Below are 12900 nucleotides of genomic sequence, written 5' to 3'. Positions count from 1 at the left end.
CAGAGTCAAGCGATTATTTCACGCTTTTCTCTGCTGACCCGGCGGCTTGTTTGCCGTTGTTCCGTGTCAGTGGAGGCGCATTATAGGCAGTTCTTCGGTGGTGACAAGCATAAATCTCAAAAAGTTTTCCGTTCGCTCACTTTTCACTCTTTACGTTTATTAAACCCGCGAATTGCGGGTTAATTGCGCAATTTCCCGGGCGAAACTGGCGACCTGTGACCAGTCGGTATAGACCACTTCTTTGCGCGTATCGGTTTCGCCACCGGTCATCTTCATAATTAGACGGATCATAAAGCGATCGTACCAACGATAATGTGGGTAACGCAGCGCACCGGCAAAGACGGCACAGGCCGCTGGCTTCCAGGGCGAGTTCAGCAAAAACTTACGGGTGTAGCTGTTGGTCTGCGGTGTGCGCTTTTCTGCTTTACGTGCCACCAGGTTCACGGAGTAGAACGCCCCCGGAAGGCTGTTCAGCGTAGCCACATGCTTTTTCACAAAGCGATCCACCGCCGGATGGAAATGACCGTAGCGAATCGAAGCCCCAATGACCACGCGGTCATACTCCTGCCATGCAATCTCATCGGTACGGTTCAGGTTGATGACGTCGGAATAGATGCCCTGCTCCTTTAACTCAGAAGCCAGAAAAGCGGCAATCTCGCGCGTTTGTCCGTCGCGCGTTGAAAATAGAATCAATGTTTTCATAAATGGCTCCCTTTATTCGCGCCAGAAAGTTGGCGTAAAGAGGACCAACAGCGTAAAGACCTCAAGACGCCCGAACAGCATGTTGGCAATCAGGATCCACTTCGCGGTCGGATTCATGCTGGCAAAGTTATCTGCGACTACGCCGAGGCCCGGTCCCAGGTTATTCAGTGTGGCCACCACGGAAGCGAACGCCGAGAAGTCATCCACGCCCGTTGCGATAATAGCCAGCATGCTGACGATAAAGACCAGCGCATAGGCAGAGAAGAAGCCCCACACCGCTTCGAGAATACGTTCCGGCAGTGCGCGGTTGCCCAGCTTGATGCTATAGACCGCATTGGGGTGCACCAGACGTTTAAGCTCGCGGTTGCCCTGCTTAAACAGCAGCAGGATGCGGATCACTTTTAGCCCGCCCCCCGTCGAACCGGCACAGCCGCCAATAAAAGCTGAACAGAGCAGCAGGACCGGCAGGAAAAGCGGCCAGCGCGCAATGCTGTCGGTGGTGAAGCCTGCCGTCGTCGCCATCGACACCACCTGGAAGAAGGCCTGGTTCACCGTAGTGACCGCCGAGGCATAGACATCGTGCAGCCAAAGCACCAGGGTACAAATCACCACCAGCGTCAGCTGTACGCCGATAAACATGCGGAATTCGGGATCGCGCCAGTAGACCTTCAGGTTACGACCGCTAAGTAAAGAGAAGTGCAGACCATAGTTACAGCCGGAGATCAGCAGGAAGACCGCAATGATGGTGTTGATCGTTGGGCTGTCAAAATAGCCGATACTGGCATCATGGGTGGAGAAGCCACCAATCGCGATGGTGGCAAAGCTATGGCCGATAGCATCAAAGGCCGGCATTCCGGCGAACCACAGCGCCAGCGCACAGGCAACGGTCAGCAGCACATAGATGAGCCATAAGGTTTTGGCCGTCTCGGCGATACGCGGGCGCATCTTATTATCTTTCAGCGGCCCCGGCATCTCTGCCCGGTACAGCTGCATCCCCCCGACGCCCAGAATTGGCAGGATCGCCACGGCTAATACGATGATCCCCATCCCGCCGAACCATTGCAGCATCTGGCGATAAAAGAGGATGGCGTGGGGGAGCGAGTCCAGCCCTACCAGCGTGGTAGCACCGGTGGTGGTCAACCCGGAGAAGGATTCAAAGAACGCATCGGTGATGGTCAGGTTGGGCTGTTCAGAAAAGATGAAGGGCAATGCCCCCACGCTGCCCAGCACGGTCCAGAACAGCACCACGATCAGGAAGCCTTCGCGGGATTTCAGCTCCCCTTTCTCACGACGGTTCGGCCACCATAATAAGGAGCCAATCATCAGCGCGACGAAAAAGGTCTGTGTAAAGGCCCGGCCCGCACCATCCCGATAAATAAGCGCCACCAGTCCGGGAAGGATCATCGTCCCGGAAAAAAGTATGACCAGCAATCCAACGATTCGGGTTATGGCACGAAAATGCATCTCTGCCGCTTCCTTTGGTATTCAAAAAGTAAGGTGGGGATTATTCTTCAATCGGCCGTAATTGCAACGAACCACGACTAAAATCAGCCAGTTTTGCTGAGAATGCCGGAAGCGACGCCTGAGGTAGCGCCACACGCAATTGCACCGTCGCCTGGTAATCACTGTGCACAATCAGACCCTGATACAGCTTCAGCAACGACTCGATGCCGGATAACTGGGCGTAATCGCACAATAAAGTATATTCGGTAAGTGGCGTTTTGCGGATCGTTGTCAGGTGATTAAGCGCCTGCTGAACACCGCCGCCATAGGCCTTAACCAGCCCGCCCGTTCCCAATAATACGCCGCCGTAGTAACGCACCACGACGGCGGTGATTTCACCCACGCCACTGCCCATTAACTGAGAGAGCATCGGTTTACCCGCCGTGCCCGCCGGTTCACCATCATCCGAGAACCCCAGCTTCTGCGAATCATCAGGCGGCCCGGCGACCCACGCCACGCAGTGGTGACGTGCATCAGGATGCTCTGCCCGTACTGACTCAACAAAGGCTTTTGCCGCTTCCACGCCGTCGGTATGTGCCAACAGCGTGATGAAACGGCTTTTTTTGATCTCTTCCGCAAAGGTGACCGGCGCTGCCGGTATGAGCCAGCTGTCCATTACGCCAGCTTCAGATCTCGCGTCATGTTTTCAGTACCGTTTTCGTGGATCACCACGTTATCTTCGATACGGATGCCGCCAAACGGCTTCAGCGCCTCAATCTTCTGCCAGTTGAAGTGCTTGCTGAACTGCCCTTCGCGCCACGGCGCCAGCAGAGACTCAATGAAGTAAATACCCGGCTCGATGGTCAGCACCATACGCGGTTGCAGGATACGCGTGCAGCGCAGGTAAGGATATTTGGACGGCGCGGCCAGATGCGTACCGGTGTCATCCTGCATAAAGCCCGCTGTATCGTGAACCTGCAGACCCAGAGGATGGCCAATACCGTGCGGCATAAACGGCCCGGTCAGGTCGTTTTCCACCATTGCCTCTTCGCTCATATCGCTGACGATCTGATGCTTACGCAGCAGCTTCGCGATGCGCTGATGGAACTGGATGTGGTAATCCACGTAGCTTACACCGGCCTTCATGGTGGCGATCAGGGCCAGTTGCTCTTCATTCACATCTTTGATCAACTGGGCGAACTCGGTATCGCTGTTCGCGGCCCAGGTGCGGGTCAGGTCGGCGGCGTAGCCGTTGTACTCCGCGCCAGCATCCAGCAGGAAACTGCGCATTTCGGACGGTGCGCGGTGATCGAGTTTGGTGTAGTGCAACACTGCCGCGTGCTCATTAAGCGCCACAATGTTGCTGTACGGCACGTCGGTATCACGATGGCCGGTGGCCGTCAGGTAGGCCAGGTTAATGTCGAACTCACTCATCCCGGACAGGAAGGCTTCGTGCGCCGCACGATGGCCATTGACCGCGGTTTTTTGCGCTTCGCGCATACACGCCAGCTCATAATCGGTCTTGTAGGAACGGTAGTAGTGCAGATAGTCGATAACGCCTTTCGGGTTAATGTTATCCGCTGTGATGTCCAGACCGCGCGCACGTTCTGGCACCGGGCCAATATAGGCCATATTGCCGCGGGTAGCAGGTAACTGGCTACCAATGCCATCTGCTTTCGGCAGGGCAATCACCTCAACCTCTTCGGTCCAGAAAGAGGTCGGCAATGGTTCCACGTTGTGCCAGTAATCCACCGGCAGGTAAAACCACAGTTTTGGCTTGTTCACGCCATCCACCAGCAACCAGCAATTGGGAACCTGGGTTACCGGCACCCAGGCTTTAAATTGCGGATTCACCTTGAAGGGATAAGCGTGATCGTCGAGAAAGACATTAAACAGCTCGCCGGAGTGGATGAGTAAGGCATCCAGCTTAAAGCGAGCCAGTACGTCGCGGGTACGTTCCTGTAACGTAACAATGTGATTTTTATACAGCGCGGCCAGTGAGTCCATCGTTCTTCCTTTTGTTTTGACCTCAAGTATCCGCATCTTAGCACACCTCAGAAAGGCTGCGTGATCTCCGCCGAGCGTGATCAGACCTACAATTATTTAATGAGTAATTTGCATTTCATTAACACAAAACCCACACTCCGATTCATCTGGTATGACCAGATCCAATTGCTGGATTCAGGAGACCGACATGCTCTACAAAGGCGACACCCTGTACGTAGACTGGCTGGAAGGTGGCATTGCCGAACTGGTGTTCGACGCCCCCGGCTCAGTAAATAAACTGGACACCGCAACCGTGGCCAGTCTTGGCCATGCGCTGGACGTTCTGGAAAAAGAGGCCGACTTAAAAGGTCTGTTGCTGCGTTCTGAGAAAGCGGCATTTATCGTCGGCGCAGACATCACCGAATTCCTCTCGCTGTTCCTGGTGCCCCAAGAGCAGCTGAGCCAGTGGCTGCATTTTGCCAACAGCGTCTTTAACCGCCTGGAAGATCTTCCGGTCCCGACGATCTCTGCGGTCAACGGCTATGCACTCGGCGGCGGCTGCGAATGCGTGCTGGCGACCGATTACCGTCTGGCCACCCCGGACCTGCGCATCGGTCTGCCAGAAACCAAACTGGGCATTATGCCGGGCTTTGGCGGCTCGGTCCGTCTGCCGCGCCTGCTGGGTGCCGACAGCGCCCTGGAGATTATTGCTGCCGGTAAAGATGTCGGTGCCGATCAGGCGTTAAAACTCGGTCTGGTAGATGGCGTCGTTAAGCCTGAAAAACTGCATGAAGGTGCGCTCGCCATTCTGCGCCAGGCGATCAACGGCGACCTCGACTGGAAAGCAAAACGCCAGCCGAAACTGGAGCCGCTGCACTTAAGTAAAATTGAAGCCACCATGAGTTTCACGATTGCCAAAGGCATGGTGATGCAAACCGCGGGTAAACACTACCCTGCGCCGATCACCGCAGTGAAAACCATCGAATCTGCGGCACGCCTGGGCCGTGACGACGCACTGAAATTAGAAAACCAAAGTTTCGTCCCCCTGGCGCATACCAACGAAGCCCGCGCGCTGGTCGGTATTTTCCTCAACGATCAGTTCGTTAAGGGCAAAGCGAAGCAGCTCACCAAAAATGTCGAGACGCCAAAACAGGCGGCGGTACTGGGCGCAGGCATTATGGGCGGCGGCATCGCTTACCAGTCGGCCTGGAAAGGCGTGCCGGTGGTCATGAAAGATATCAACGAGAAGTCGCTGACCCTGGGCATGACTGAAGCGGCCAAGCTGCTGAACAAACAGCTCGAACGCGGCAAGATCGACGGCCTGAAGCTCTCCGGGGTGATCTCCACTATCCACCCGACGCTGGAATACAGCGGTTTCGATCGTGTGGATGTGGTGGTCGAAGCGGTAGTCGAAAACCCGAAGGTGAAAAAAGCCGTACTGGCAGAGACAGAAGACAAGGTGCGCCCGGATACCGTGCTGGCGTCCAACACCTCCACCATTCCAATCAGCGAACTGGCCAGTGTCCTGAAGCGCCCGGAAAACTTCTGCGGAATGCACTTCTTTAACCCGGTGCATCGCATGCCGCTGGTTGAAGTCATTCGCGGCGAGAAAACGTCTGACGAAACCCTCGCCAAAGTGGTGGCCTGGGCCAGCAAGATGGGCAAAACCCCGATTGTGGTGAACGACTGCCCGGGCTTCTTCGTCAACCGCGTGCTGTTCCCGTACTTTGCCGGGTTTAGCCAGCTGCTGCGCGACGGGGCTGATTTCCGCAAGATCGACAAAGTGATGGAAAAACAGTTTGGCTGGCCAATGGGTCCGGCCTATCTGCTGGACGTGGTCGGTATTGATACTGCGCATCACGCGCAGGCGGTGATGGCGGCCGGCTTCCCGGAGCGGATGCAGAAAGATTACCGCGATGCGATCGACGTGCTGTTCGAATCGAACCGCTACGGTCAGAAAAACGGCCTCGGCTTCTGGCGTTATAAAGAAGACAGCAAAGGCAAACCGAAGAAAGAAGAAGACGCAGCAGTGGACAGCCTGCTGGCTGAAGTCAGCCAGGCGAAGCGCGATTTCAGCGACGAAGAGATTATCGCCCGCATGATGATCCCAATGGTCAACGAAGTGGTGCGCTGTCTCGAAGAGGGCATTATCGCCAGCCCTGCGGAAGCCGATATGGCGCTGGTGTACGGCCTGGGCTTCCCTCCGTTCCACGGCGGCGCGTTCCGCTGGCTGGATACGTTGGGCAGCGCCCGCTATCTGGATATGACGCAGCAGTATGAACATCTCGGTGCGCTGTATCACGCCCCGGAAGGTCTGCGTACCAAAGCGCGTCATAACGAAGCGTACTATCCCCCGGTGGAGCCTGCCCGTCCGGTTGGCGCACTGAAAACGGCTTAAGGAGTCACAATGGAACAGGTTGTCATTGTCGATGCAATTCGCACCCCGATGGGCCGTTCGAAGGGCGGCGCATTTCGTAACGTGCGCGCGGAAGATCTCTCCGCACATTTAATGCGTAGCCTGCTGGCGCGCAACCCGGCGCTGGAAGCTACCGCGCTGGACGACATCTACTGGGGCTGCGTTCAGCAGACCCTGGAGCAGGGTTTTAACATCGCCCGTAACGCGGCGCTGCTGGCGGAAATTCCCCATTCCGTACCGGCAGTCACCGTTAATCGCCTGTGCGGTTCATCGATGCAGGCTTTGCATGACGCAGCACGCATGATCATGACCGGCGATGCCCAGGTCTGCATGATTGGCGGCGTGGAGCACATGGGCCACGTGCCGATGAGCCACGGCGTCGATTTCCATCCCGGCATGAGCCGCACCGTGGCGAAAGCCGCGGGCATGATGGGGCTAACGGCAGAGATGCTTTCCCGCCTGCACGGCATCAGCCGCGAAATGCAGGACAGCTTTGCCGCCCGCTCACACGCCCGCGCCTGGGCTGCAACGCAGTCCGGTGCCTTCAAAAATGAAATTCTGCCGACCGGCGGTCACGACGCCGACGGTGTACTGAAGCAGTTCTACTTCGACGAAGTGATCCGCCCGGAGACGACAGTTGAAGCCCTTTCGACGCTGAGACCGGCCTTTGATCCGGTGACCGGCACCGTGACGGCGGGTAGCTCTTCCGCCCTGTCCGATGGTGCTGCGGCGATGCTGGTGATGAGCGAAAGCCGTGCCCGCGAGCTGGGCCTGACGCCGCGCGCGCGCATCCGCTCAATGGCGGTGGTGGGTTGCGATCCGTCAATCATGGGTTACGGCCCGGTGCCCGCCTCAAAGCTGGCGCTGAAAAAAGCCGGGCTGTCCACCAGCGATATCGATGTCTTCGAGATGAACGAAGCCTTTGCCGCGCAGATCCTGCCGTGCATTAAGGATCTGGGGCTGATGGATCAGATCGACGAGAAGATTAACCTCAACGGCGGCGCCATTGCGCTGGGCCACCCGCTGGGCTGTTCCGGGGCGCGAATCAGCACCACGCTGATTAACCTGATGGAACGCAAAGACGCTCAGTTTGGTCTGGCGACCATGTGTATCGGCCTGGGTCAGGGGATCGCGACGGTATTTGAGAGGGTGTAATCAAAAGATAGTTCCCCTACATTATTCGCGCTGCATCGCGGCGGCAACTGAGCGAATCCCCGGGAGCATAGTTAACTATGTGACCGGGGGAGCGAAGGCAGCCAACAAAGAGGCAGCGTGAATGATGACGGGGAAAAGTTTAGTTGCCGTTTTCCCGCCTGTCAGGGGCGGGCTTTTTCTTTTCAGATAAACGCAAACGCGTCGCCAAACAGACGATCTTCACGCGCCCCACGTTCATTGCAGAACAGGTCCCGGGCAATTTTTGCCATTTCGAAACGACCGGCAATATAGATGTCATGATTCACCAGCGTACCGTGATCCTGCAGTACCGCCGTTAACACAGTGCCGCTGCGACCACGCCAGCCCTCTTCCGGCTGCTCAACCACCGGCTCAACACGAAGGTTCGGATGAGTAACGCTCAGCGCTTCCAGCTCAGAGAGATCGTAAAGGTGCTTCGCCTCACGGCCACCCCAGTAAATGGTGATGTCCCGGTCCGGGTTACGCGCCAGCGCCGTCAGCAGAATGGAACGCACGTAGGAAAAACCGGTGCCGCCTGCAATCAGGATTAACGGGCGATCTTCGTCATCGCGTAGCCAGGCTTCGCCATGAGGAATATCAATCTCAATCACGTTCTCTTTCAGAATGCGATCCATTACCGCCATCGCATACAGATTCAGCTCTGACGCCCCAATGTGCAGCTCGATAAACTCTTGCTCGTCCGGCGTTGAGGCCATTGAGAAAGGACGCTTATCCCGCTCATCCATCACCACCATTAAATACTGGCCAGCGCGGAAGGAGAACGCCGATTCAGGTACTAAACGGACGCGATATACGGTGTCGGTGATAGCGTCTACCGAAGTCACTTTACAGCTTAAGGTTGTCATTCGCTCTCTCTGTCGGCAAGTCTATAGGGCATAACGGCGCCGTCAGGCGTCTTTACCGTTATTCATTATGGCCAGTTCATCCCAGATCGCGTCAACTCTCGCAGTCACCTCAGGATCCTTTTTGATCGGACGACCCCATTCACGTTGGGTTTCGCCGGGCCATTTATTGGTGGCATCCAGTCCCATTTTTGAGCCAAGACCGGAAACCGGCGAGGCAAAATCCAGATAATCAATGGGCGTGTTTTCAACTAACACGGTATCGCGTGCCGGATCCATACGGGTGGTAATGGCCCAGATCACGTCATTCCAGTCGCGGGCGTTAACGTCATCATCGCAAACGATCACAAACTTGGTATACATAAACTGACGCAAGAAAGACCATACGCCCATCATCACCCGTTTAGCGTGACCGGCATACTGCTTCTTAATGGTTACCACCGCCAGGCGATAGGAGCACCCTTCCGGCGGCAGATAGAAATCAACAATTTCCGGGAACTGCTTTTGCAGGATCGGCACAAAAACTTCGTTCAGCGCCACGCCCAGTACCGCGGGTTCATCCGGTGGACGCCCCGTATAGGTGGAGTGGTAAATGGCATCTTCACGCTGGGTAATGTGCGTCACGGTAAACACCGGGAAGCTGTCAATTTCGTTGTAATAACCGGTGTGGTCGCCATACGGCCCTTCCGGCGCCATTTCACCCGCCTCGATGTAGCCTTCGAGCACGATTTCCGCACTGGCGGGCACTTCCAGATCGTTAGATACGCACTTCACCACTTCGGTTTTGGTGCCGCGTAGCAGCCCGGCAAAGGCGTATTCCGACAGGGTGTCTGGCACCGGCGTAACAGCACCGAGAATGGTAGCCGGGTCGGCGCCCAGCGCCACGGCGACCGGGAAGCGTTCGCCCGGATGGGCCGCGCACCACTCCTGGAAATCAAGCGCGCCGCCGCGATGCGACAGCCAGCGCATAATCAATTTATTCTTACCAATCAACTGCTGACGGTAGATGCCGAGGTTCTGCCGCTCTTTATGCGGACCGCGCGTCACGGTCAGGCCCCAGGTAATGAGCGGGGCGGCATCTTCGGGCCAGCACTGCATGATTGGGATACGCGTCAGATCGACCGCATCGCCTTCCACAATCTTCTGCTGGCAGGGCGCGCCGCGCAGGCGTTTGGTCGGCATGTTCAGGACTTGCTTAAACTGCGGCAGCTTATCAAAGAGATCGCGAAATCCTTTTGGCGGCTCAGGCTCTTTTAAAAAGGCCAGCAGCTTGCCCACTTCACGCAACGCGCTGACATCCTCCTGCCCCATCCCCATCGCCACACGTTTTGGTGTGCCAAACAGGTTGCAGAGCACCGGCATGGTATAGCCTTTCGGGTTTTCAAACAGAAGCGCTGGCCCACCCGCGCGGAGCGTGCGGTCGGCAATTTCTGTCATTTCCAGGTAAGGATCGACAGGAAGGGTGATGCGTTTCAGTTCGCCCTGCTTTTCCAGCAGTTCCAGGAAGTCGCGTAGATCGTTGTATTTCATGCAGTTAGTCAAGCTCTCTCTGTAAGCATTTTATTATACGGCGTAAGACTGCCTGATGCTGTAGTTTTGTTAAATAAGCGTGAAGATTCAAGGCTTCTTCTGCGTACGACCATTATAATCACCTTAGCGATCCCGCCAGGGTTTTGATATGCTTGCCGGTATAGCAAGTGGAAAAGAGTCATTATGCAGGCCTGGTATTTACTGTATTGCAAGCGTGGGCAACTTCAGCGTGCTCAGGAACATCTGGAACGCCAGGCAGTGAACTGTCTGACGCCTGTGATCACGCTGGAAAAAATTGTCCGTGGTAAACGCACCACCGTCAGTGAACCGCTGTTCCCGAACTACCTGTTTGTTGAATTCGACCCGGAAGTGATCCACACCACCACCATCAGTGCGACGCGCGGTGTCAGCCACTTTGTGCGCTTTGGCGCGCACCCGGCGACGGTGCCCGCTTCCGTGATCCACCAGCTCTCGGTCTACAAACAACCTGAAGACATTACCGATCCCGATACTCCTTTCTCCGGCGATGATGTGGTGATCACCGAAGGGGCGTTTGAAGGGCTGGTAGCGATTTTCGCTGAGCCGGACGGTGAAGCCCGCTCCATGCTGCTGCTAAACTTACTGAATAAAGAAGTGAAGCAGAGCATCAAAAATACCAGCTTCCGCAAAGTTTAAAATTCGATGCCAAACAGACGACGTACGTTGTCATCCGTCTGCGCAGCCAGCCACTGTGCCTCTTCGCCGCGCCAGTAGGCGACCCGTTCAATGATATGTCCCAGATAAGCCGGTTCATTGCGTCGCGAGGCCGGTTTTGGACGGAGATCGCGTGGCAGCAAGTACGGCGCGTCGGTCTCCACTAACAGGCGATCGGCAGGTATCACCGGCAGTAACTCGCGCAGTTCCAGTCCCCGTCGTTCATCGCACACCCAGCCAGTGATCCCCAGATACAAACCGCGATCCAGACAGGCTATCGCCTCCTCCCGCGTGCCGGTAAAACAGTGCAGCACTGCCCCAGGCAGTTTATCCAGCCAGGGTTCCAGCAACGCCAGAAAACGCTCGTGGGCATCACGGCAGTGCATAAACACTGGCATACTCAGCTCTGCGGCTAACGCCAGCTGGGCGCTAAAGGCATGTTCCTGCTCGGCAGGCGTAGAGAAGTTGCGGTTAAAGTCGAGGCCACACTCCCCGATAGCCACCACCTCAGGACATGCGGCTAAGGCCCGGAGTGCGTCGGCACTTTCCGCCGTCCACTGGCTGCTGTCGTGCGGATGGACGCCCGCCGTTGACCAGCAGTGGTCGTAGCGCTGCGCCAGCTGCTGCGCCTGCTCGCTTTCGTGCAGGTTGGTACCCGTCAGCAGCAATCCGTTTACCCCGGCGGTGACAGCCCTGGCCACCACCTCGTCACGATCCTGGGCAAACTGCGGGCTGGTCAGGTTCAGACCGATATCAAACATACAGGCTCCCATATGACAACCGCCCTGGCGGGCGGTTGGTGTTACTCTTTTGTCTCTTCGGACTCTTCGTCGTGATCTTCACGTCGCTTGCCGGTATAGAAGCGCGAGAAGAAGATGCCAACTTCAAACAGGCAATACATCGGGATCGCCAGCAGAGTTTGCGAGAAGACATCCGGCGGTGTTAATAGCATGCCTACGACAAACGCGCCCACCAGAATATAGGGCCGTTTTTTCCGTAACTCGTCCGGGGTGGTGATCCCCATCCAGCAGAGCAGCACAATGGCGACCGGCACCTCAAAGGCTACGCCGAAGGCCATAAACAGCGCCATCACGAAGCTCAGATAACTGGCAATATCGGTGGAGACCTGGACTCCTACCGGCGCGGTATTTGCCAGGAAGCCAAACGCCAGCGGAAAGACCACGAAATAGGCAAAGGCCATGCCGATATAAAACAGCAGCGAACTGGAGACCAGCAGCGGGATCACCAGACGGCGTTCATGCTTATACAGCGCAGGGGCAATAAAGGCCCAGACCTGGTAGAGGATCACCGGCGCAGAGGCAATCAGCGACACCCAGAAAGTCAGCTTGATCGGCGTGAAGAAAGGCGAAGCCACGTCGGTGGCGATCATGGTTGCCCCGAGCGGCATCTGCTTAATCAGGGGTGCAGAGACCAGCTGATAGATGTCGTTGGCAAAATAGACCAGGCATAAAAAAATGAGGCAAACCGCAATAATGCAGTTCAGCAGGCGTTTACGCAGCTCGATCAGGTGCGTAATCAGCGGTTGAGTTTCATCTACTGCCATGTTTACGATTTATCACTCGACGAGGGGGACGCGTCAGCAACGGGTGCAGGCTTTTTCTCTGCGGGCGCTGGCGTCGTTTCTTGTTTGGGGATCACCGGCTCGGCTGGCGACTGTTCGGGCGCAGCAGCCTGGTGCTCAGCAGTGGCAGGCGTCACGCCTTCATGTTGCGCTTCGTTATCTTTGACCAGCGGGTTGCGAATGGTATTGGCTTCGTCGCTCGCTTTTTCCGGATCGTTGACACTGTAGGAGCGCTTCATGGATTCCGCCGCTTCGCGCAGTTCGTCCATCGAGGCTTTCAGTTCCGGCGACAGGTTATCCATGCTCGCCTTTTCAACTTTTTTCAGGCTATCCTGAAACTCCTGCAGCTTAAGCTCCTGGGCCAGCTCATTTTGCACCGTTGTCGCCAACGATCGTAGCGCACGTACCCAGCCTGCAACCGTTTTTACTGCCACAGGCAGACGTTGTGGCCCCAGAACAATGAGGCCAATCACGAAGACCAGCAGCAGTTCACTAAAACCTATATCGAACAC

The 12900-nt window shown here is 56.3% G+C and carries 13 protein-coding genes; 4 read left to right on the top strand and 9 right to left on the bottom strand.

Annotated elements, in window-relative coordinates:
- A partial coding sequence (locus ABIE02_RS21985) for a hypothetical protein (RefSeq protein ID WP_429211441.1) occupies nucleotides 1-183 on the top strand: 183 nt, incomplete at its 5' end.
- Here ABIE02_RS21985 and hemG read toward each other — a convergent pair.
- From hemG to pepQ, 4 genes are read right to left on the bottom strand one after another with little or no spacing between them, the layout of a single operon-like run.
- The gene (hemG, locus tag ABIE02_RS21980; RefSeq protein WP_059306999.1) at nucleotides 160-702 is read right to left on the bottom strand and encodes a menaquinone-dependent protoporphyrinogen IX dehydrogenase; all 543 of its coding nucleotides are present in this window, start codon (nucleotides 700-702) and stop codon (nucleotides 160-162) included. The two genes, ABIE02_RS21985 and hemG, sit on opposite strands and share 24 nt — an antisense overlap.
- 12 nt (nucleotides 703-714) lie before the next feature.
- Nucleotides 715-2166, bottom strand: coding sequence for a Trk system potassium transporter TrkH (gene trkH / locus ABIE02_RS21975; protein ID WP_032615069.1), 1452 nt, complete (start codon nucleotides 2164-2166; stop codon nucleotides 715-717).
- Nucleotides 2167-2206: 40 nt separating this feature from the next.
- On the bottom strand, nucleotides 2207-2821 hold the full coding sequence (locus ABIE02_RS21970; RefSeq protein ID WP_032615072.1) for an IMPACT family protein: 615 nt from the start codon (nucleotides 2819-2821) through the stop codon (nucleotides 2207-2209).
- On the bottom strand, nucleotides 2821-4152 hold the full coding sequence (gene pepQ / locus ABIE02_RS21965; RefSeq protein ID WP_077227576.1) for a Xaa-Pro dipeptidase: 1332 nt from the start codon (nucleotides 4150-4152) through the stop codon (nucleotides 2821-2823). Before pepQ ends, ABIE02_RS21970 begins: the two co-directional genes overlap by 1 nt.
- A gap of 187 nt (nucleotides 4153-4339) precedes the next feature.
- On the opposite strand from pepQ, the gene fadB reads away from it, so the two are divergent.
- Both fadB and fadA read left to right on the top strand, forming a co-directional pair.
- Nucleotides 4340-6529 (top strand): fatty acid oxidation complex subunit alpha FadB, encoded by a 2190-nt coding sequence (fadB, locus tag ABIE02_RS21960; protein WP_336995242.1) that lies wholly within the window; start codon nucleotides 4340-4342, stop codon nucleotides 6527-6529.
- A 9-nt stretch (nucleotides 6530-6538) separates the two neighbouring features.
- Entirely contained in the window at nucleotides 6539-7702 is a 1164-nt protein-coding gene (gene fadA / locus ABIE02_RS21955) for an acetyl-CoA C-acyltransferase FadA (RefSeq protein WP_032615079.1), read from the top strand.
- 182 nt (nucleotides 7703-7884) lie between these two features.
- Here fadA and fre read toward each other — a convergent pair whose 3' ends face one another.
- Nucleotides 7885-8586, bottom strand: coding sequence for an NAD(P)H-flavin reductase (gene fre, locus ABIE02_RS21950; protein ID WP_032615081.1), 702 nt, complete (start codon nucleotides 8584-8586; stop codon nucleotides 7885-7887).
- A gap of 42 nt (nucleotides 8587-8628) precedes the next feature.
- Nucleotides 8629-10113, bottom strand: a complete 1485-nt coding sequence (ubiD, locus tag ABIE02_RS21945; protein WP_072250904.1) for a 4-hydroxy-3-polyprenylbenzoate decarboxylase — start codon at nucleotides 10111-10113, stop codon at nucleotides 8629-8631.
- Nucleotides 10114-10296: 183 nt separating this feature from the next.
- Here ubiD and rfaH point away from each other — a divergent pair, with 183 nt between their 5' ends.
- On the top strand, nucleotides 10297-10788 hold the full coding sequence (gene rfaH, locus ABIE02_RS21940; protein WP_032615086.1) for a transcription/translation regulatory transformer protein RfaH: 492 nt from the start codon (nucleotides 10297-10299) through the stop codon (nucleotides 10786-10788).
- Here rfaH and tatD read toward each other — a convergent pair.
- The 3 genes from tatD to tatB are packed head-to-tail and all read right to left on the bottom strand — an operon-like array spanning nucleotide 10785 to nucleotide 12900.
- A complete protein-coding gene (tatD, locus tag ABIE02_RS21935) occupies nucleotides 10785-11567 on the bottom strand; it encodes a 3'-5' ssDNA/RNA exonuclease TatD (protein WP_144840038.1) in 783 nt (260 codons plus the stop codon). The two genes, rfaH and tatD, sit on opposite strands and share 4 nt — an antisense overlap.
- Nucleotides 11568-11608: 41 nt before the next feature.
- Nucleotides 11609-12370, bottom strand: coding sequence for a Sec-independent protein translocase subunit TatC (tatC, locus tag ABIE02_RS21930; RefSeq protein ID WP_144884720.1), 762 nt, complete (start codon nucleotides 12368-12370; stop codon nucleotides 11609-11611).
- Nucleotides 12371-12372: 2 nt separating this feature from the next.
- On the bottom strand, nucleotides 12373-12900 hold the full coding sequence (tatB, locus tag ABIE02_RS21925; protein WP_032615093.1) for a Sec-independent protein translocase protein TatB: 528 nt from the start codon (nucleotides 12898-12900) through the stop codon (nucleotides 12373-12375).

Origin of the sequence: Leclercia sp. 1548 (assembly GCF_050435045.1) — a bacterium.
Classification (GTDB): Bacteria; Pseudomonadota; Gammaproteobacteria; order Enterobacterales; family Enterobacteriaceae; genus Enterobacter; species Enterobacter adecarboxylatus.
This window is presented reverse-complemented; position numbering and strand designations above follow the sequence as displayed.

Excerpts from the sequence above, each read along its gene's own strand:
- fadB (WP_336995242.1), top strand. The coding sequence starts at position 4,340 with ATGCTCTACAAAGGCGACACCCTGTACGTAGACTGGCTGGAAGGTGGC.
- fre (WP_032615081.1), bottom strand. The coding sequence starts at position 8,586 with ATGACAACCTTAAGCTGTAAAGTGACTTCGGTAGACGCTATCACCGAC.
- ABIE02_RS21970 (WP_032615072.1), bottom strand. The coding sequence starts at position 2,821 with ATGGACAGCTGGCTCATACCGGCAGCGCCGGTCACCTTTGCGGAAGAG.
- tatC (WP_144884720.1), bottom strand. The coding sequence starts at position 12,370 with ATGGCAGTAGATGAAACTCAACCGCTGATTACGCACCTGATCGAGCTG.
- rfaH (WP_032615086.1), top strand. The coding sequence starts at position 10,297 with ATGCAGGCCTGGTATTTACTGTATTGCAAGCGTGGGCAACTTCAGCGT.
- fadA (WP_032615079.1), top strand. The coding sequence starts at position 6,539 with ATGGAACAGGTTGTCATTGTCGATGCAATTCGCACCCCGATGGGCCGT.
- trkH (WP_032615069.1), bottom strand. The coding sequence starts at position 2,166 with ATGCATTTTCGTGCCATAACCCGAATCGTTGGATTGCTGGTCATACTT.
- hemG (WP_059306999.1), bottom strand. The coding sequence starts at position 702 with ATGAAAACATTGATTCTATTTTCAACGCGCGACGGACAAACGCGCGAG.
- pepQ (WP_077227576.1), bottom strand. The coding sequence starts at position 4,152 with ATGGACTCACTGGCCGCGCTGTATAAAAATCACATTGTTACGTTACAG.
- tatD (WP_144840038.1), bottom strand. The coding sequence starts at position 11,567 with ATGTTTGATATCGGTCTGAACCTGACCAGCCCGCAGTTTGCCCAGGAT.
- ubiD (WP_072250904.1), bottom strand. The coding sequence starts at position 10,113 with ATGAAATACAACGATCTACGCGACTTCCTGGAACTGCTGGAAAAGCAG.